Raw genomic sequence first — 18,810 nt, 5'->3', positions numbered from 1 at the left:
TAAAATTTCATAGGAAAATAGAATCTTACCTTTTCTATATGTTACATAACTTGTTCAAATAGTTTTTTCCGTGCGTATAAATAAGCATATACTTGAATAATAAGATATAAACCAGACATGGAAAGATAACTATAAAGTAAGCTAATATTCTCCAGTAATCCCCCACCATCTTTTCCAAAGGTAAGTATATAGACAAATGCTAGGCAGCTGCCTATAATTGGTGCGAAGAAGAAAATCATTCCAAGCTCTCTTGACAATAAGAGCCTGAACTCTTTTCTTGTAATACCAATTTTATAAAGCTTTTGGAATCGTCTCTTCTCCTCTTCTGTATTGGATATAACGTTTAAATACAACAAAATAAACGTACCGAAAAAGAACAGGACACAAATAAAAATCGTAACAAAAAAAATGATTCCATTAGTAAATATGGTATTGTTGTAAGCTTGGATTCTAGAATTAACTTCATACCAGTAATTCGCATCTACTAATGACTGCGGAATTTCTCTGAGGTTCTCACTGTTTAGAGTAGAAAGCCTACTCTTTAACTCCTCCACAATTTGAGCACTATCCTTCCAACCTTGTACATTCAATATTTGAATAGAATACTCGAGTCCTGTTACTTCATTTTTTATTCTTTCGAACTCTTTATCAGTAAGAATTAGATAATCTCCACCTTCATTAAGAATCCTTTTCGAGTAAATATCATCTATTGAATACTCCAACACTTTTGCATTTCCCATCAATTGGATGCCGTTATTTAAGTATTCCTGCACATACGCATATTCTGAATCCATGTTTATAAAATACAAGTACTCTTCATCAGCAAGTTCTATTTGTTCATTGGATATCCTATTAAAATCAGACAGAGGCATAAATTCATAATCCAATTCGGGGTAGTTTTGGTCTTTAACAATATACAAAAAAGCTCTCAGCTCTTCATGAGTTATAAGAGGGTTATTTGGATTAGTTAATATTCTATTTAGTTCTTCATCAGAGATATTATTCTTCCACTCTGTTCGTACAAAAGATATATCATTAGGGTACCAATCCACCAATTCTTTTTCTTGGTATTTAATTAAAAAGAATGTAAACGAAGTGAAAAAAATAGTAACCATACTCATTATTGATACCAGAACTAATATCGAAGTAAGGTTTCGGAATTTATTTTCTATGCTACTGAAGAATAATACTCTCGGAAAATAAAAGGAAGGGTATCTTTTCGCAACATCCACTAAAAAACTCATGCATTGTGAGAGAGTAATATATAATCCCATAATAATTCCAGATGTCCAAATAAAAAAATATGTTCCACTATCCTGTCCTTGGTTTATTGCAGTAATATAAAATAAGACTGCGGTACCAACAAGTAAAATAATACCTAAACCACCAATTACCGGACTTCTATACTTGAGGTTCTCTACATATCTATCACTTTTAAGACTTTCTGTTAATGATTTACTTAAGAGATTGTAAATGGTCATTGCTACTGTAAAAACAAATACAATTAAATACGCAGTAATAGTAGTAACCAACATTTCGAATGATATGTGGAAAGAAATCATTTTTAATCCAACACTATTCATTAATAGCATAAAGAATAATCTGGAAAATATAGCTCCTGCTGTTAATCCACTTGCTAATGCTAATATTGCTAAGCATCCATTTTCCAAAAGTATTAACTTTAATAGGTCTCGATTGGACATTCCCAACGTCATTAGTAAACTGAACTCTTTTTTTCTTCTTTTTATAAATATTTTGTGTGCATAGTTAATAAAGAACACAGTAAAAAACAGAAGGGCAGCTCCAGGTATTAACAGAATATCATGAAGTCCTTCTAGTTCCTCAACCCCAAAGAGAGCTTCATTCAAATAAATGGTCGTAAAAATAAAGAAAAACATAACGGCAAAGCTGTTACAGAGAAAGTAAAATATATACTTTTTCTTGTTCCCTTGCGCCATTTTCCAAATCAACTGGTTAAACGTCACGAACTCTTCCTCCTAGTACTACTAAATTGTCCATGAATTGATTAAGAAATTGCTTACGATCTGCTTTTCTAACGTTGGAGGAATGAAATTCAAGATTGAGTCCATCGACTGCAGTTGTCGAACCGTCGCCACCTGATTCACCAAAAACTTTGACAAGTTTCTCTGTTTTGAGAATATATTCTCCCATCTTGATCCCCCCTCTTCTCTCTTTTACTCCATCATAATTTCAATATATTGATGTAACCATCGACCAACAGGAAAAATACCTTACAATTTTGTAAGGTATTGAATCGATACCGTTGTGCCTTTTTGTCCATCTGATTGAATAGCTAATTTATGACCTAATTGTTTAGCGATTTTCTTACATAAATACAAGCCAATTCCAGTTGAATTGCTCACTTTTCTGCCGTTTTCACCTGTAAAAAATGGATCAAATACTCTTTCAATATCATATGAAGGTATTCCAATCCCTTCATCTTTAAGAGATAAGATTAATTCTTCACCTTTCTGTATTATGCTAAATATAAGTTTTTTATTTCCATCCACCAGCCCAGAATATTTAATAGCATTGGATAACAGTTGATCTAAAACTACCTCATTCCATTTACTATCAGTTAATACTGTTACTTCTTTTTCCTGGAAATCTATCACAGGAAAAATAGCAAAGTGAATAAACTCACTTTTTCTTTGATTAATTAGTTTCCGTAAAGAAGTCACAAGATTCACTTCACTTATTTCCAAATCCTTATCGAAGCTATCTAGTCTAATCATTGTTAAACCTTGTTCTATAGAGGAGTGTAACCGCTTATTCTCTAAATCAATTTCTCGCAATGTATTATTGTTCGCATAACCTTTTTGTATTAGTAAATCAATGACGGATACAGGCGTTTTCAATTGGTGCATCCAATGAGAAAGAAAGTATAGCCGTTCTTTATTCTTTTCTAACTGCTCTTTCTTATCTTTAGAATATTGTTTCATGTTTAATTGAAGTAGACGGTGAAAAGCTTTTTGTTCCTCTGTCACAGCTGGTAGTTCTGTATACTGCCCTTGAATCATTTTCTCAACGGCTACATTTGTATGATAATAACGGAACCAATCTATTAGTAAATACACTACTATTAGAAATAATCCAACAATGAAAGGGTAGATTATTTCTGTATTGGATGGCTCTGCTAAGTGAAAAAAGGTGATGACGGAAATAATATTGAATAGGTAAAAACCTACTAGAAGCATTCTATCTTTTATAAATCTTATAAAGATTATTTTATTCATGCTAGTTACCTACCGATACATTCAGACGGTATCCTACACCTCTTTTGCTACTAATTACATCATGTAAACCTAAGGTAGCAAGCTTTTTCTTAATCCGGGTAATATTGACTGTTAATGTATTGTCGTCAACAAAAGTAATCGTATCCCAAACTTCCTCCATTAGTACCTCTCTAGGAATATAAGCATTATGCTGCTCTACCATTTTTTTCAATAACAAAAATTCATTTTTACTTAATTCCAACTTTGTACCCTGATAAGCTATTGTCATAGTTTGCGAATTTATTTTTAGAGGACCTACCTCCAAAATCATTCCATCCTTTTCGGCATATTCTCCATATACTCGCCTAACTGTCGCCTTTATTTTTGAATGTAGAATATCAAAGGTGAATGGTTTTGTGATGTAGTCATCTGCTCCAAGTTCAATCGCTAAAATTTGGTCCATATCTGCATTTCTTGCTGAAATAATGATAATTGGGACATTGGAGATTTGCCTAATACTTCGGCACAAATAGTATCCATCATAATAAGGTAAATTGATATCTAATAGCACTAATTCAGGCTGATAGGAATGATACTGTTCTATTATATGTTGAAAATCAGACGGAACATTAACGTCATATCCATATTTTTGCAAAAAATCTTGTACAAGCATACTTAATTGTTTGTCATCTTCTATGAGTAGGATTTTTTTCATTTCCATCACACCTTATCTTTATCTATAAGTATATTTTACCATATTTGTAGAATTAATTTTCTCTGGAAATACATAGATAAAAATCATGCATAATTAACTATTTTCAATCTGAATTTTCCCAATATAAAAACACTTTTCCGCGTGCTACATTTATAGTGTGTTAGATACTGAGAGGAGTGGAGTTTTAGATGAGGAAGAAGAACAAAGTTTTTTTATCTGTTTTATCTGCAGCAGCGATATTGTCCAGCGTTGCTTTAAGTAATCCTTCTGCAGGAGGAGCTAACAGCTTTGAATTGGATTTTAAAGGTGTTAATAGTATCAACGAAACTACCAATAAATCAAGAAACGGAAAAATGGGGGAAGCATCTTTTCTAGTAAACACAGAAAATGTGAAGATCCCACCAGGAATACAAAAGAAGTTGGAGACTGTTCCAAAAAATAATGATCTCTATATCGTTCAGTTTGACGGTCCAATCTTAGAAGAAACCAAGAAAGACCTTGAGAATACAGGAGCAACTATCTTAGATTACATACCAGATTATGCCTATGTAGTTCAGTTCAAAGGAGACTTGAATAAAGCCTCTAACGAATTAAAGCATTTACAATCGGTTGATCCATACTTACCTTTATATAAAGTGGATCCTCTGTTTTTTGAAAATGGTGCCTCTAAATTTATGAAAGCAGTTGCACAAAATATTAAGCAACAAAATAACGAAATAACCTTTAATGGCCTGGATGAAGTTATCCAATACGCGCTTAATAATGACGTACTGTATATTTCTCCTAAACCAGAATATAAAGTGATGAATGATGTTGCCAGAGGAATTGTAAAAGCTGACGTTGCCCAAAATACCCATGGTTTATACGGTCAGGGGCAAATTGTTGCAGTAGCTGATACTGGACTTGACACAGGACGCAATGATAGCTCTATGCATGAAGCCTTCCGTGGAAAAATTACCGCTTTATATGCACTAGGTCGTACCAATAATTCTAATGATCCAAATGGACATGGAACTCATGTAGCTGGATCAGTACTTGGAAATGGTCCATCCAATAAAGGGATGGCACCGCAAGCAAACCTTGTCTTCCAATCTATCATGGACAGCGGCGGTGGTCTTGGTGGACTTCCATCCAATTTAAGCACCCTTTTCAGTCAAGCATACAATGCTGGAGCTAGAATCCACACCAACTCTTGGGGAGCTGCTGTAAACGGTGCGTATACAACAGACTCTAGGAATGTAGACGAATATGTGAGAAATAATGATATGGCTGTGTTGTTTGCAGCTGGTAATGAAGGTCCAAATAGCGGAACCATTAGCGCACCAGGAACTGCCAAGAATGCCATCACAGTCGGAGCAACGGAAAACCTACGTCCTAGTTTTGGCTCTTACGCAGATAACATTAACCATGTTGCGCAATTCTCCTCCCGTGGTCCAACTAGGGATGGACGAATTAAGCCTGACGTAATGGCACCGGGAACCTATATACTATCAGCTCGTTCTTCCTTGGCTCCAAATTCTTCCTTCTGGGCAAACCATGACAGCAAATATGCGTACATGGGCGGTACTTCTATGGCAACACCAATTGTTGCAGGAAATGTAGCACAATTACGTGAACACTTTATTAAAAATAGAGGGATTACACCTAAACCTTCCTTGTTGAAAGCTGCACTTATTGCTGGTGCAACAGACATTGGACTAGGATATCCGAATGGAAACCAAGGCTGGGGAAGAGTTTCACTTGACAAGTCAATCAATACTGCATTTGTTAACGAAACAACAGCACTTTCCACTAGTCAAAAAGCAACGTATTCCTTTACAGCAACTGCCGGGAAACCATTAAAAATTTCTTTAGTTTGGTCTGATGCTCCAGCTAGTACAACTGCCTCTATAACGTTAGTTAATGACCTTGATTTAGTCATCACTGCCCCGAACGGCACAAGATATGTTGGAAATGACTTCACTGCACCTTTTGATAATAATTGGGATGGCCGCAACAATGTAGAGAATGTATTTATTAATGCACCTCAAAGCGGTACTTACACGATTGAAGTTCAGGCATACAATGTCCCAGTAGGACCACAGGCATTTTCATTGGCTATTGTGAACTAATATGAAAAAAAACAGCTGCATTCGGAAGGTAATTTCCTGATGCGGCTGTTTTTTTAATGTTGTTTTAAAGTTTGGCTATTAATCCTTAACAAGTAGGTCCCATTATTTAATATCCCTTACTCCTCAGGCTTTTCTAAAATTACATCATCTATGTGCCGCTTTTTCATTTGATTACGCAGCTTTCGATTTTCTTTCGATTCAAATACAATATCCAAATCATATTCTTCGGTGTACAAGTCTTCTGCTTTAATATAAAGTGATAAGCGTTTATGATTAAATACTTGTAGCGTTCCTTTCACTAATACTTCTAAATTCCCGAGTGAATCAGCTGTTGTATGCACAATCCCAAATTCATTTATGGATGGAATTCTCACATTATCTCCTTTTTTAAATGGAATTTCTTGTTTCTCTTTCTCTTTCTCGGGGTGTTTCATTTTACGTATATATTTACTATTCATCGCCAACTGCTTTTCCAATTCATACATTGGTTTGACTATATTTGACATGTACCCTTTTTCTTCTTTATAAGTGATTTGATGGGCTCTCTCAATCAACTTAGGATGCATACCTAATCGTAGTGCGATGGCAAAAGCCTGGCTTTCCCCCCCTTTACCAACTACTAGGCGAAAGGTGGGTTTCAATGTTTCCACATCAAACTCCATGGAACCGTTTATGAACCCCTCTTTTTCATTTGCAAATTCCTTTATTTCACTGTAGTGTGTTGTCGCAAGCATAGTGGTCCCTTTTTTATATAACTCTTCTAATATTGAAGTAGCAATACCCATCCCTTCTGCAGGATCGGTCCCTGATCCAAGTTCATCGAGTAATACTAAAGTTTGCGGATTTGCTTCCTCTAAAATACCAATGATATTTTTAATTCGGGAAGAAAACGTACTTAGAGACTGCTCTATGCTTTGCCCGTCCCCAATATCAACTAAGATTTTTTGAAAAATAGCTATTTCACTTTCTTTTCCAACTGGTATATGCATCCCACACTGGGACATCAAGGTGAGAAGCCCGACTGTTTTGATAGTGACTGTTTTTCCACCAGTGTTTGGTCCAGTAATGACAAGCGCATCAAAATCCTCACCAAGGACAACGTTTAATGGAACTGCGTCTTTACCTAGCAATGGATGTCTAGCATCTACTAAACGTATGAGGTGATGTGTATTTATTTGTGGGGCAGTTCCTTCTAACATCATGCTGTGTTTAGCTTTTGCAAAAATCACATCATAATTTACCATCAAATCTAATGCAAGCTTTATTTCACGTTCATGGTCTTGAACCAAGCCAGTTAATGCAAAAAGAATTTGTTCTTCTTCGGCTTCTTCTTGGTATTTCAGCATACTGATAGAATCTTGAATAACACTTATTTCCTCAGGTTCGATATATACGGTAGAACCGGATGCAGACACATCTAGCACTGATCCTTTCATTTGATTTTTATAAGCATTTTTAACAGGAATTACGTACCTCCCATTTCGTGTACTAATGATACTTTCCTGCAAGTACTTACTATATTTTGACGATTTTACGAGTTGCTCCATTCGCGCTTTAATTCTTTCCTCCAATGTGGATAATTGCTTTCTTATTTTTAATAGCTCTTTACTCGCATAATCATCCACTCTTCCATTTCGGATGCATTTGATGATTTCATTCGCAACTTGTGACAGTTCAGATACGGAATAAATATATGTTGTAATCACTGGTGCAGCGTATTCTTTATCCTTCATGAATCGTTTTAGCTTTTCAATTGTTTCAAGAAAATCAAAAAGTCCCATCAGTTGATCTGGTCTAAACGCAACACCTTTATGCAAGTTTTTCAGGATATATTCAATTCCTTGCAGACCGTGAATAGGGACACTGGAACTGATTTGTAGGATTCTCTTCCCTTCTGTCACTTCATTCAACAATGCTTCTATTTGTTTTTTATAAAAAGAAGGTTCTAGATTTAAAATAGTTCGTTTTCCTGGTTCCGAAATAGCATAGGAAGCGATTTCTTTTTTTACCTCGTTAAATTGTAAAGCTTGAATAGTATCTTTGTTCAACTTGAATTCCTCCTAATAATTAGTAAGCAGTTTACTTTGGAAGCTACTAATACGTGCGAGGGAAATAGTAAGAAAACAAACAAGTCGTATACCTATCTTTTTAATATTAAAGTCTTAATAGGACGGCTCCCATTTTAGGTGGTCCTGTTTAAACCAATAAAAAAACGCAGAGAACAACACACTGTTCTTTGCGTTTAAATGGAATCATAGATAGGATAAAAACCAGCACAAAATGCTGATAGATTTCATTGTTTATGATAGGCGCAAAACCTGTGTTCTTAACATTTCGTTTCAGAGAAAAAAGCATAATTAAATAGAGCTAAGGATCACACTAGCTTTTTTTCTCATCACGCACGTATTAAATTACGTTAGTTAAGAACTACACCTTCCATAAAACAAACTCCTTTTAGTACAAGATAATGTTATTATATCGGATTGTTCGGAAGATGTCACCTTTATTAAAGGGATTTTTCAAACAATACTCTGTCTATTCCGATGCCATCATAATTTTGTTGAATTGGGATGCCCTTTACTTCAAAGTCGCCATCTTTCATTTTAAAGCCCAATTTCAAATGAAATTCGATAGAGGGTTGATTCACAGGTGAAGTAACACAATTTACAATCTTACATCCTTTGTCTTTCACCTCATGAAAAAAATGTTCATATAATGTTCTCCCAATTCTTTGTTTTCGAACGTTTGGATTAACTCCTACAAAATGAATATAAGCGTTGGATGAATTAACTGGGGAAACAAAACCAATGACAAAACCAAGTGTCTCCCCATTTTCCTCCATGATGAAGCTAGTATTCTTAAAATGTTCAATAAACAAGCGGGGCAGCATATCTACCATATCGCGACCACCCCACCAATGATTAAGATTAGTGGAAATTCTAAGGAAGTCTTGATCTTCTAGGTTGCGAATGGTCATGGAAGAACCTCCTCTATTTTCGAATGGATAAATGCTTTAAAAACGGAAAGCTCTTGGGTAGAAAATGTTTCATTCGTATTCTTGCTATATGCATTTACAACCTTTTTAATCGTCGGATTGTATAGATAAGGGAGATGCTTTTCCCCGTATTGGCCTGCATCTTTTTTGGAAATAATCTCTCCATCTTTTACATACTTATATACTCTAATTGTATTTAGGACGGTGTAAACTGGGTCTTGCTCCATATTTGTTAGACAATCCTTAAAATCAAGCAAAAGTGTCGCAAGATAATCTTTTTTAGGTACTTGTGGAAAAATTTCATGAATAGGTGGGCCATCAAAGTTAGTTCCACTATAATTTAAATTCGTAATATGCGCTGCAAGATCTGGGTCATTCTTTATTTTTTCGTTTATATGTTTGTACCTTCCAGTTTCCATTTCCTTCAAATAAATTTCTCTCCATGCCTCACTATAATGAAACTCATAAGGTGTAGGATGAAACCATGGTGATAGTTGACTCTCAGCCAAGAAACTAATTTCAATTGGATAAGGATTTTTAGAGCATTGAAGAAAAAATCTTGCCAGCCTTAACTGTGAAGCTATAGGAATTTCGGATTTTGTTACAACCAGTATGTCGATATCACTTCTATTAGGATTAAACCCACCGAGAGTAACAGAGCCATGTAGGTATGTTCCAGTGTAATTGGATTGGAGAGTATTTTTGATATTACTAGTAATATCTTTTAGGAATGCCTCCACCGCTTGGTCTAGCAGAATACAAGGTTTCATGTTGCAGCAATTCCTTCCTTTTAATTTGGAGTATCCATTCGATCGAAGGGATAATAGCGCAACACTACTTTTCCCATTACATTTTCTAGAGGAACTGCACCTATTTCACGACTATCCCGACTATTGTTACGGTTGTCCCCTAAAACAAATACATGGTTTTTTGGAACTGTTATCTTGTCAAACGAAGTGACCATTTCTTCCAGTAGAAAGTCCTCTACCAACGCCTCTCCATTTCGATACACAATTCCATCTTTATACTCTAGGGTATCACCTTCTTTACCAATAACACGCTTTATCCAGTAATTCTTTCCATGCCCCTCATTTAGTAATTTAGTTAGTAAAGGACTTTCTCTTAAGTTGTCAAAAAGTCTTCTCTCCCGCTCAATTCTGCTATCTATCACCACAATGTCGTTGTATTCAGCTTCCATTCCCACCATGTAACCGCTTTTAAAAATCAATACATGGTCACCTGTTTTTTCATTCCTCCAAAGGTCTTCACCTTCTAAGGTGGGTTCCATGGAATTCCCTTTTACTGTGAACGGCTGAATGACAAATGCACTGATAAATACAGCAACCAAAAGCCCAATAACACATAGCTTCAACCAGCTAAAGATTTCTTTTTGTAAGTTTTGTAAACTCATATCCTTCACCCTTTTTCTTTTAGACGAGACACAATGCTTTAGAGACCTAACTAGCCTCCCTTTTCATATTAGTACGTATGAAGTTGGGCTAATGTTTCATTATGCCAATCGATTTTTCTTAATGACCAAGATACGTATACCGATCAATTAAAACCCCTTCCAATTCTTCCATTTTATCAATAACTACATCGGCTTGTACCAATTCATCATCTTGGGCGAAATCAAAACGGCAGCCAATTGCAAGCAACCCATTTTCCTTAGCAGCGATAATATCTGATAGCCTGTCTCCCACCACTGCACCAGTTGTAATTCCATGCTTCATCATTATTTGCTTTACCATATCCGTTTTACTTAAAGATTCTACTTGTTCAATACTCCACGTTTCCTTCACCCATCGATCTAAATGGTAATGCTCCACAATAGCCGCCAAATACGGTATTTGTCCATTACTTGCTATGTATATATCAAGGTTTTGTTGTTTTAATGTTGCCAAAGCTTTTTCTACATGTGGGTAAAGCGCTCCATTCCCTTTTTTAATATTAACGATTAACTTTTCATGAAAAATTTTATTCGCATCTATGCGAACTATCTCAGTACTTTCTGGAAGTAAAGTTTCCCATACGACCGGAAGCGGCACACCCATTATGTTTCTATATGTGTCAATCGGTGTCGGGCATTCCTCTTCCCATAATCCTTTGCTTCGTAAATACGTAAATGTATCATCTAGTGACGACTCTAAAATGGATTCGGTTTGAAATAACGTACCGTCCATGTCAAAAATAACGGCTTGCATTATCTATCGCTCCTCACTAAAAGTGATCTATCGATGTTTGTGGATTCTATTACTAGAGCTCTCATTCCCTCATCACTACCAGATTCATGCCATTCACCTGATTGCCAAAAGACACCTTCCCCGGCTTCGATTTCAATTCGAATCCTATCTTCGCCAGTTACCCAGCCTTTTCCCTCGACAACAATAAAGAGCTGGTATACTGTTGCTTGATGATAGCCAACAATGCCAGTTGCTTCCACCTGAATGAATCCTAATCTCATATCTTCAAGGGAACGTAATACTTTCGTAAAAAAAGCGGCTCTTGTTTCATATTTATTAATTGCTAATCCGACTTCTTTATCAAATCGATAAAAATCCATTTCATTCACCTTTCAAAGCAGTATTCTTTTCGTTTAGATATTTTTCAAAAGCATCTTTGACTGGATCTACCTTTGGGTTTGGATTCTCGGTAATTTGAGAAAGCCTATTCTTTATTTCTAGTAATAATGTAAAACTCCTAAAAAGTACCCCTAGGATAATGGAAGCTAATATCACCAATCCTATAGTGCCACCAGAAATAGCAATGAGCGAAATAATTGCTGAAATACCTATCCAAGCCATTAATTTCATTGACGTCTCCCACTTCCTCATTAATCTGTGTGAATATATATAATTATAATTATAGTGAAAGTTGGTTAGTGTGTAAATAAATGGTATTCGGAAAATTAATAAACGGAGAAATTTCTTCTTTTAATGAAATCATTAAGAAGGTCAGTAAAAAAAATACACCACTATTTATGTGATGTACTTTTTTTACTGGGTACTCTGTGTCATAATAGGCAAACACCAACTCTGTAAATGAGTTTTTACAGAACATCTCCGTTTTTAACCTAATACATCTGTAATACCATCCATATTTTCTGTAATCCAAGATACTGCTGCATCTATATTTTCAAACTCCTGCACCTCAAACGTCACTTCGTCCTGTAGCAGCCAGACATCTTTGTCATCAGAATTTATGCCGCCAATCGACCAATGCAGTAAGCTATATGGGTGATTATGATTTAAAAAGGATGCCCATGTTTTCGACTGGGCTACATTTTTTATTGAATTAATTTTGCCTTTGTTACTCATTTTGTGCCTCCCACAACCAATAAACTCATTCGTGGATTTAAAATTTGGCTTGGGCATTTCAACATAAAGCTGTTAGCACTTTCCACAAAATCCACCGTCATATCCTCATCAAAAAAAACGAGCTTGGACTTTTCCATTAATAATGGACCGATGTTTGTGTTAAGAGCTACATCGTCATCGTCTTTTTCAGGAGTAACCCATAATGCCGACACTCCACTTACGACACACCCACATCCATCTGTATCATATTTAAGCTTTAACCATTTGCCATGATTGGCATCTAGTTTCACTTTGATTTTTTCTATAGCTTTCTCCGTAAACGTCACTTTCACGTTAATGCCTCCAACTGATTCATTCTTAGCCTGATTGTATCATATTTCACCCAAGGTATATAACTAGAAACCTTTTGATAGGATGGAAGAGGAAAAAGTACATATTGTAAAAATGGTTAATTGTAGGTACGATACTATTATCTTTATATGAAGGAGGAGTTTACCAATGTCAAAAGTTACAATCAAAGTACTGGATAACGGAGGGTTCCGTGTGACAGGCGATGTCGAGCTAATAGATGCAGAAGGAAACAAGTTTGAGGACAAGCCTGCATTCACACTTTGCCGATGTGGCCTTTCCAAAAAGCTTCCTTACTGCGACGCTTCGCATAAAGGAAATTTCGAATCCTGTGTGCGTGCTGTCCAAGTGTTGAATGACTGATTTGATATCTATACAAACAAAGAGCTGCAACATTACTGCAGCTCTTTGTTTAAGATATTTTTAACTAACTTCATTGCATTTATCGAACTTCATTAGATACTTGTTACTGTTGGATTTCCAAAAAAGAAATTTTAAACCTACCATAGATTGACTATCAACCATCTTCTTTTAGAGACTTGATTAATTTCACATATGCTTTTCAATTTCGAACATCAGTTTGTGTGGCCCGCTCTCCTGATTAGATGGTATCACTACAACCGAGTTCGACTGTGGATAGTAGCCTGATGCAAAGCTAACACCAGGATCATAGCCCATTACATGGTATTTCGTGACGACTTGATTAGTATCTTTCTCAATCCATAATCCATATCCATAGAATTCCTGATCATCCTCTACATGGACCCAATCTGTTTTCATTTTCTCCACCATTTCAAGACTGACAAGCTTCCCAGCATTTAGTGCATCCCAGAGCTTACACATGTCAGGTGCTGTAATATAAGCTCCGCCGTCTGATCCTCCCTTAACAGGAATCGAATACTGGTTTGTTCTCCATGAGCCATTCTCTTCATCTACATATCCAATTGCCGTTTTAGCAGGCAATCTATCTAAGGAAAAATAACCGGAATCAACCATTTGGGCGGGGCTAAATACATTTTCTTCGACATACTGACTGAATGGTACTTCTGCTACCTTTTCTATTATTAATCCTAATAATATATAACCTGCATTATTATAATGGAACTTCTCCCCAGGTTCATATTTCATCGGTAGGTGTTGAAAGAACGGTAGAAAACTTTCCAAGTTCGTCATCTTATACATCGGTTTTTCCACCCAAAGTTCTTCAAAATCATCCATAATATCTTCATCAAAATAGTCTGGGATGCCTGATGTATGTGTCAACAGCTGATGAATCGTTATATCAGGATGAAAGTGAGGAAATTTATGATCCAAGAGATCAGCTAACTTTGATTCAAACGTTAGCTTTTCTTTCTCTACGAGCTGACAAATACCTATTGCTGTGAAGAGCTTGCAACCAGATGCAATGCCAAATCTAGTATTTACTACATTAAGAATTTCCTCTGAACGGTTTGAATATCCACTAGCTGTCGCAATTACTGGACCTTGATTGTTTTGAAAGAAAACAACCCCGGAAAAATCTAATTCTTTTACTTTATTAATGACACTAATCTCTAACTCTTTTAATCTGCTTTCCACCGTTACACATCTCCTTTTTCTGAAGGTCTTGATTCGCACTGCGACCAAGACTATATTCCTAATGGCTAATGTGACTGGCAACTATATATGCGGTTTTTGGACTCAGCTACAAGTTTACCATATTATTCATGTTCATTCCCATATTTATGAAACGCGGGTATACTCTTTTTTCGTATATAAGGCACGAGGTAAATGTACCTCACACCTAATTTGGAGGAGATATCATGAAAAAAACAGGATGCATTAAATGTGGAGTCAAGGATGCCGCTACTAAAGAAATTGCCACTACGGGCACAGGCTTGTCCAAGATGTTTGACATTCAGCATAATCGTTTTATCGTTGTTTGTTGTAAAAACTGTGGGTATTCCGAGTTTTATAGTAAAGAAAGTTCCACCGCGTCCAATGTCATTGACTTCTTTTTTGGGTGATTTATAGAAGACAAGTACGCAAAGGCAACAGATTTTGCGACCTTCATAAAAAAGGATGGCTAGAGCAAATGTCTCTATGCCATTCTTCTGAACTTAAAAAAAAGCATATAATCCGTTTTCAAAATACTCATAGTCAACCTCACTAATAATCTCAGTACCATATCCCTCAAAAAATATTTGTTTATCTTTTGCTAGCTCGAAAGCATTTGGTTTTGGACGAATTGCTATCGCCATGTCATATCTAGGATCTCCGAAAGCGCCATCACTCCAATCAATAACACCCGTCACTCTTCCTTTTGAAACTAGGACATTATCAATTGTAAAATCACCATGTATAAATGTTTGTTTATGTGGTTCTGGCCTCTCAGACTGAATTCTTTTTAACGTTTGTTCTGTGCCATCTACTTTATAATGGGTAAAATTATCATGTGCCCGGTGTAACATTTCATCCAACCAAGGACGACTATATGTTAAATTATTGGGGCACGGTGTCGCATGTATTTGTGCTAATACTTTTCCAAACTCATAAATCAATTCTTGTCGCTTATTTTCGTTTTCCTCATTTAATAGTGCAGACCTCAATGTTTCACCTTCTAAACATTCCATGAGAATCCATGAGGCATCCGTTGTTTCTGTAAATTGTATGAGCTTTGGAATGAGGAAATTCGTTTTGTTTTGTAAACTCTCCAATACATTTGCTTCTCTTTTTAACCAAGTGCGATATAGTTTTTCTCTTGAACATTTCAGGGCAAATCTTCCCTCGCTGCTTTCTACAATTCCTACATTTGATGTATAACCTTGGCGAGGAAACGTGATCGTTTTGATAGGTTGTAAACGTTCTAATAACACATATGGAATATTCCTTACCTTGATTGGCTGCAAAAAAACCACCTCTATCAATTTATTTAATAATTTTAATTTGTATTTGAGGCAAAAATGTCTACGTTCAATGTTTCTAATACATGTATGGCTTCCTTTACTGGTATGTTAGGAAGCTTAAATTCTTCCGATAATACTTCTTGCACTTCTGCTTCTGAAGATAAAGTCATTATGTTGATATCCCCATTAGCGTATTGGATACTAAATTTATTATTTACTAAAGAAACACTTCTTTGTTCAGTAGTTTGATAAAGTTGGCATCTTAGTATGTTCATAAATGGTGCTGCAGGCTTATTGGATTTTTTAATTACTGCCTCAAAGTCACTAACTATTGCCTCTTTTCCTGGCTCAAAGTGCCATGTCCTCCCACTTTGTTTACCATTAGTAAATCGGTCATATTTATATTTTATACCTTCCGAATCTACTGGGAGTATATAAATTTCGTCTCTTCCAAATGAAGATACACTTTTAGTAGTATTATCTATGCGAATCGGCTTAAAAAGCGGCGCTGCAGCCCCACAATCTACATAATATTTATCATTATTTATGTTAACAATAATCCCCATATGCTCCTCACCTAGCATGACATGGTAACATTCAAACCCTATTGATTCTAAAAAAATCTTTAGATTGGTGTTCAAAATATAACAGGTCCCTCCGAAATTGTTTTCGAAATAATTATTCGTGAATAGGTCAAATGAAGGGAACGGCAATCTTCTATGGTAGAAAAGTAGCTTGCTTATGTTCTCAAATGGGAAAATATGGAGATTAGCATGGCAGATTTTCTCTAAATATTTTAAGGAAGGTCCTTCAACTTGTAAATTTAGACAATCCAGATATCTTTGTACGCTAAATGTTATATTCGACATGTTATATGCTCCTTTTATATCCCTTTTTTTATACTATCTAAGGATAGACTAACATCTGAATGAGGAAGAAATCTTCAGAAATAAGCTGCATCTTTCCCTACTGCTTTTGTAGTAGTTAATATTGAAATTTAAAAAATGTCCAGATATCTACTCTTAAGCAGCTCTCTGGACATTCCATTTATTTAAGTGGAAACTCATAACCCGTATAGGTCCTTGTATGTGTAAAGCCAATATTCTCGGCAACTGCAATGGAAGGCTTATTTTGTTCCATACAGTCCCAATATGGGGTGATTTCTCTTTGAATGCATTCTTTTACATAAAAATATGCTAGGTTCTGGGCTATCTTTTTCCCTCGATGGTTTTCAGCGGTCTTAATGTCAATACAATGCACATTTTCAAAAATAAACGAAGAAAAACAGTACGCCACCACTACATTGTTGTAGATGCTGCAATAACCAATGCCCTTATCGAAAAAGTCTTGTATTGTTGGCCAATATTCATCAATATGTGTATCCAAAAGGTTGGTGTTAATCTCTTCACTATCAAAAAGCTGTTTGCTTATTCGTTTGGTTTGATAGCCTTCAAAGTTATGAGGGAGTGTGTCTTTATTAAAGCACTCTGCAGCAATAGTATACACTCGTTGCTTCCAACTATTTAGTTCTCGATACGCGAAAACCCGTTCAATCATAGGATCCCATTTCCCATGAATACCGATGCCCTCAAACCATTCCAAGCCTACTTTTTTTGCTTCTATTAAAATGAATTTATCAACAAAATCATTTAATTGATTAGTAAACTTGTCGTTTGTTTCATCACCAATAAAAATGAATCCATCATTATTACCTAGCCAAATTAGTCCAGTTGTGGGGGATTGCTGATCATCTACAAAGATTCTCCCAGGATTTACACCAGCTGCAATAGCTTTTGCTTCCATTTGTCCATCCGATGGGAGTAAGGATGAACATTTTATAAACTCATTTTTATCTAGCTCTATTATCATTGTTATCTCGCCTCCATTTAATCTCCTGCGTTAAAAAAATACTCATACTTTTTGAAGTCCATTTGATGCTTGATTAAGGGCTGAAAAAATTCCCTATCTTCTTCTCTTATTCTAAAAGAACCTATTACAGGATGTTCCTCAGATAAATGAAATATCTTCTTATAATCATCTAACAGATTATTAGAAAGTTCCTCTTCACCTATAATTATTTTAGAGTGGACTTCATTCCACGCAATTGTCCTTATTAATTCTCTTTCAGATAGTAGATATGGTGACTTCATTGACTCTACAAATAAATCATTGTTCACCGCAAATTCAATAGCAGGTAAACATTTAACATATGATCCTATATACATGTAGTAATCCCAACCAAAATGAACAAAAAACTTGTCCTCATTGTAAAACTGACAAAATATGAAATCTCTTAAAATCATTTTACATATTTGTCTAATTTCATTACGGTTAACTATTTTATCTTCTTGAAGTACAATTTTCTCAAAGTCCTTATAGTACAAAGCTGATGTTTTTTCTTCTTCGGATATAGTGTTTATGGAAAGCATCATTACACGCAAGTAGTCTAAGTCACTCGCATCCATAAATTTAATGATAGAATCAATATATGTAGCTTCGACTTGAAGATATTTATCCAAAGTCAATACTTCTCCGTTAATGGTTTTCCAGATTTCTGAAGGGCTGGTCCACTCTTCCCTCAATGTAAAATGACCATGCTCATCACGGTATATTGGATTATACTTCGTTACACGCCACTGATTCATTTCCTGTTCTCCATTCTTCTCTAAGCATTCCATATACCTCTCTATCAAGGTACTCACCATTTAAATATTCATAATTGCGGATAGTACCTTCGTGTTGAAAGCCCAATCTCTCAGGAATTGCCCGACTTTTCGTATTATGGCTAGCAACATTGATTTCAATCTTTTTTAAATTTAGTTCATTAAATGCAGGCTCATTAAATTGTTTAACTGCTATTGTAGCTATACCTCTTCCTACAGCAGCAGCTCCTAACCAATAACCTATTTCTGTTTTTTTCGCCGTCCAATCGATATACAAAAAGCCAATAGAACCAGCAAGTTTCCCTTCATGCCAGATCCCAGCCCAATAGCCATTACCGTTCGTAAACCTTTTTAAGGAGTTTTCAATAAATTTTTCACTATCCTCCACATGTTTTGTTTTCGTAGGAAAAGCGAGCCACTCTCCAATACTTACTCTACTTCCATTAATTAATTGGTATAGTTCATGTGCATGTCTTTTTTCTAATGTTTGTATATATGTTTTTGAATCTATCTGTACCTTAAACATCTTTTCCGCCCCTA

22 protein-coding genes are annotated in these 18,810 nt (G+C 35.6%); 3 read left to right on the top strand and 19 right to left on the bottom strand.

Annotation, left to right across the window (positions count from 1 at the left end):
- Window positions 1-41: 41 nt before the first annotated feature.
- The 4 genes from LRP81_RS11715 to LRP81_RS11700 all read right to left on the bottom strand — a co-directional run bounded on the left by LRP81_RS11715 (window position 42) and on the right by LRP81_RS11700 (window position 3,951).
- Window positions 42-1,985: an ABC transporter permease gene (locus tag LRP81_RS11715; protein ID WP_230501455.1), complete on the bottom strand. Its 1,944-nt coding sequence runs from the start codon at window positions 1,983-1,985 to the stop codon at window positions 42-44.
- Entirely contained in the window at window positions 1,975-2,172 is a 198-nt protein-coding gene (locus tag LRP81_RS11710; RefSeq protein ID WP_230501454.1) for a hypothetical protein, read from the bottom strand. Before LRP81_RS11710 ends, LRP81_RS11715 begins: the two co-directional genes overlap by 11 nt.
- Before the next feature lie 80 nt (window positions 2,173-2,252).
- Window positions 2,253-3,257 carry a sensor histidine kinase gene (locus LRP81_RS11705; RefSeq protein ID WP_230501453.1) on the bottom strand — a complete coding sequence of 335 codons (1,005 nt, stop codon included), beginning with the start codon at window positions 3,255-3,257 and terminating at the stop codon, window positions 2,253-2,255.
- A 1-nt stretch (window position 3,258) separates the two neighbouring features.
- Window positions 3,259-3,951: a response regulator transcription factor gene (locus LRP81_RS11700; RefSeq protein ID WP_230501452.1), complete on the bottom strand. Its 693-nt coding sequence runs from the start codon at window positions 3,949-3,951 to the stop codon at window positions 3,259-3,261.
- 188 nt (window positions 3,952-4,139) lie between these two features.
- Between LRP81_RS11700 and LRP81_RS11695 the strand changes: the two genes are divergently transcribed.
- Window positions 4,140-6,062 (top strand): S8 family serine peptidase, encoded by a 1,923-nt coding sequence (locus LRP81_RS11695; protein ID WP_230501451.1) that lies wholly within the window; start codon window positions 4,140-4,142, stop codon window positions 6,060-6,062.
- Between the two features lie 116 nt (window positions 6,063-6,178).
- Here LRP81_RS11695 and LRP81_RS11690 read toward each other — a convergent pair whose 3' ends face one another.
- From LRP81_RS11690 to LRP81_RS11650, 9 genes are all read right to left on the bottom strand, one after another.
- On the bottom strand, window positions 6,179-8,110 hold the full coding sequence (locus LRP81_RS11690) for an endonuclease MutS2 (RefSeq protein WP_230501450.1): 1,932 nt from the start codon (window positions 8,108-8,110) through the stop codon (window positions 6,179-6,181).
- Window positions 8,111-8,568: 458 nt separating this feature from the next.
- On the bottom strand, window positions 8,569-9,039 hold the full coding sequence (locus tag LRP81_RS11685; RefSeq protein WP_230501449.1) for a GNAT family N-acetyltransferase: 471 nt from the start codon (window positions 9,037-9,039) through the stop codon (window positions 8,569-8,571).
- Window positions 9,036-9,827, bottom strand: coding sequence for an aminoglycoside adenylyltransferase domain-containing protein (locus tag LRP81_RS11680; protein WP_230501448.1), 792 nt, complete (start codon window positions 9,825-9,827; stop codon window positions 9,036-9,038). Before LRP81_RS11680 ends, LRP81_RS11685 begins: the two co-directional genes overlap by 4 nt.
- A gap of 20 nt (window positions 9,828-9,847) precedes the next feature.
- A complete protein-coding gene (lepB, locus tag LRP81_RS11675; protein WP_230501447.1) occupies window positions 9,848-10,468 on the bottom strand; it encodes a signal peptidase I in 621 nt (206 codons plus the stop codon).
- Between the two features lie 118 nt (window positions 10,469-10,586).
- Window positions 10,587-11,264 (bottom strand): HAD family hydrolase, encoded by a 678-nt coding sequence (locus LRP81_RS11670; RefSeq protein ID WP_230501496.1) that lies wholly within the window; start codon window positions 11,262-11,264, stop codon window positions 10,587-10,589.
- Window positions 11,261-11,620 (bottom strand): cupin domain-containing protein, encoded by a 360-nt coding sequence (locus tag LRP81_RS11665; RefSeq protein ID WP_230501446.1) that lies wholly within the window; start codon window positions 11,618-11,620, stop codon window positions 11,261-11,263. Before LRP81_RS11665 ends, LRP81_RS11670 begins: the two co-directional genes overlap by 4 nt.
- 1 nt (window position 11,621) lies before the next feature.
- Window positions 11,622-11,870, bottom strand: coding sequence for a hypothetical protein (locus LRP81_RS11660; RefSeq protein ID WP_230501445.1), 249 nt, complete (start codon window positions 11,868-11,870; stop codon window positions 11,622-11,624).
- A gap of 255 nt (window positions 11,871-12,125) precedes the next feature.
- Window positions 12,126-12,374, bottom strand: coding sequence for a DUF2552 family protein (locus LRP81_RS11655; protein ID WP_230501444.1), 249 nt, complete (start codon window positions 12,372-12,374; stop codon window positions 12,126-12,128).
- Window positions 12,371-12,706 (bottom strand): iron-sulfur cluster biosynthesis family protein, encoded by a 336-nt coding sequence (locus LRP81_RS11650; RefSeq protein WP_230501443.1) that lies wholly within the window; start codon window positions 12,704-12,706, stop codon window positions 12,371-12,373. The genes LRP81_RS11655 and LRP81_RS11650 overlap by 4 nt, the downstream gene beginning before the upstream one ends.
- Window positions 12,707-12,872: 166 nt before the next feature.
- Here LRP81_RS11650 and LRP81_RS11645 point away from each other — a divergent pair, with 166 nt between their 5' ends.
- A complete protein-coding gene (locus LRP81_RS11645; RefSeq protein WP_152444920.1) occupies window positions 12,873-13,085 on the top strand; it encodes a CDGSH iron-sulfur domain-containing protein in 213 nt (70 codons plus the stop codon).
- A 186-nt stretch (window positions 13,086-13,271) separates the two neighbouring features.
- Here the strand turns inward: LRP81_RS11645 and LRP81_RS11640 are convergent, their stop codons facing one another.
- Complete coding sequence (locus LRP81_RS11640) at window positions 13,272-14,300, bottom strand: serine hydrolase domain-containing protein (RefSeq protein ID WP_230501442.1); 1,029 nt, start codon at window positions 14,298-14,300, stop codon at window positions 13,272-13,274.
- Between the two features lie 224 nt (window positions 14,301-14,524).
- Between LRP81_RS11640 and LRP81_RS11635 the strand changes: the two genes are divergently transcribed.
- The gene (locus tag LRP81_RS11635; protein WP_230501441.1) at window positions 14,525-14,728 is read left to right on the top strand and encodes a zinc ribbon domain-containing protein; all 204 of its coding nucleotides are present in this window, start codon (window positions 14,525-14,527) and stop codon (window positions 14,726-14,728) included.
- Window positions 14,729-14,821: 93 nt separating this feature from the next.
- Here the strand turns inward: LRP81_RS11635 and LRP81_RS11630 are convergent, their stop codons facing one another.
- The 5 genes from LRP81_RS11630 to LRP81_RS11610 all read right to left on the bottom strand — a co-directional run bounded on the left by LRP81_RS11630 (window position 14,822) and on the right by LRP81_RS11610 (window position 18,796).
- A complete protein-coding gene (locus tag LRP81_RS11630) occupies window positions 14,822-15,619 on the bottom strand; it encodes a phosphotransferase family protein (RefSeq protein ID WP_230501440.1) in 798 nt (265 codons plus the stop codon).
- A 23-nt stretch (window positions 15,620-15,642) separates the two neighbouring features.
- Window positions 15,643-16,476 (bottom strand): arylamine N-acetyltransferase, encoded by an 834-nt coding sequence (locus tag LRP81_RS11625; RefSeq protein WP_230501439.1) that lies wholly within the window; start codon window positions 16,474-16,476, stop codon window positions 15,643-15,645.
- Window positions 16,477-16,654: 178 nt separating this feature from the next.
- Window positions 16,655-17,476 carry a GNAT family N-acetyltransferase gene (locus tag LRP81_RS11620; RefSeq protein WP_230501438.1) on the bottom strand — a complete coding sequence of 274 codons (822 nt, stop codon included), beginning with the start codon at window positions 17,474-17,476 and terminating at the stop codon, window positions 16,655-16,657.
- Window positions 17,477-17,493: 17 nt separating this feature from the next.
- Window positions 17,494-18,252, bottom strand: coding sequence for a DUF7683 domain-containing protein (locus LRP81_RS11615; protein ID WP_230501437.1), 759 nt, complete (start codon window positions 18,250-18,252; stop codon window positions 17,494-17,496).
- Window positions 18,224-18,796 carry a GNAT family N-acetyltransferase gene (locus tag LRP81_RS11610; RefSeq protein WP_230501436.1) on the bottom strand — a complete coding sequence of 191 codons (573 nt, stop codon included), beginning with the start codon at window positions 18,794-18,796 and terminating at the stop codon, window positions 18,224-18,226. The genes LRP81_RS11615 and LRP81_RS11610 overlap by 29 nt, the downstream gene beginning before the upstream one ends.
- Window positions 18,797-18,810: the final 14 nt, after the last annotated feature.

Source organism: Sutcliffiella rhizosphaerae, from assembly GCF_917563925.1.
GTDB classification, from domain to species: Bacteria; Bacillota; Bacilli; order Bacillales; family Bacillaceae_I; genus Sutcliffiella_A; species Sutcliffiella_A rhizosphaerae.
Note: the sequence above shows the minus strand (reverse complement) of the source record. Positions and strands in the feature narration are given on the sequence as shown.

Coding starts and splice junctions, on each gene's coding strand:
- LRP81_RS11710 (WP_230501454.1), bottom strand. CDS start 2,172: ATGGGAGAATATATTCTCAAAACAGAGAAACTTGTCAAAGTTTTTGGT.
- LRP81_RS11705 (WP_230501453.1), bottom strand. CDS start 3,257: ATGAATAAAATAATCTTTATAAGATTTATAAAAGATAGAATGCTTCTA.
- LRP81_RS11700 (WP_230501452.1), bottom strand. CDS start 3,951: ATGAAAAAAATCCTACTCATAGAAGATGACAAACAATTAAGTATGCTT.
- LRP81_RS11695 (WP_230501451.1), top strand. CDS start 4,140: ATGAGGAAGAAGAACAAAGTTTTTTTATCTGTTTTATCTGCAGCAGCG.
- LRP81_RS11685 (WP_230501449.1), bottom strand. CDS start 9,039: ATGACCATTCGCAACCTAGAAGATCAAGACTTCCTTAGAATTTCCACT.
- LRP81_RS11680 (WP_230501448.1), bottom strand. CDS start 9,827: ATGAAACCTTGTATTCTGCTAGACCAAGCGGTGGAGGCATTCCTAAAA.
- lepB (WP_230501447.1), bottom strand. CDS start 10,468: ATGAGTTTACAAAACTTACAAAAAGAAATCTTTAGCTGGTTGAAGCTA.
- LRP81_RS11665 (WP_230501446.1), bottom strand. CDS start 11,620: ATGGATTTTTATCGATTTGATAAAGAAGTCGGATTAGCAATTAATAAA.
- LRP81_RS11660 (WP_230501445.1), bottom strand. CDS start 11,870: ATGAAATTAATGGCTTGGATAGGTATTTCAGCAATTATTTCGCTCATT.
- LRP81_RS11655 (WP_230501444.1), bottom strand. CDS start 12,374: ATGAGTAACAAAGGCAAAATTAATTCAATAAAAAATGTAGCCCAGTCG.
- LRP81_RS11645 (WP_152444920.1), top strand. CDS start 12,873: ATGTCAAAAGTTACAATCAAAGTACTGGATAACGGAGGGTTCCGTGTG.
- LRP81_RS11635 (WP_230501441.1), top strand. CDS start 14,525: ATGAAAAAAACAGGATGCATTAAATGTGGAGTCAAGGATGCCGCTACT.
- LRP81_RS11625 (WP_230501439.1), bottom strand. CDS start 16,476: ATGTCGAATATAACATTTAGCGTACAAAGATATCTGGATTGTCTAAAT.
- LRP81_RS11620 (WP_230501438.1), bottom strand. CDS start 17,476: ATGATAATAGAGCTAGATAAAAATGAGTTTATAAAATGTTCATCCTTA.
- LRP81_RS11615 (WP_230501437.1), bottom strand. CDS start 18,252: ATGAATCAGTGGCGTGTAACGAAGTATAATCCAATATACCGTGATGAG.
- LRP81_RS11610 (WP_230501436.1), bottom strand. CDS start 18,796: ATGTTTAAGGTACAGATAGATTCAAAAACATATATACAAACATTAGAA.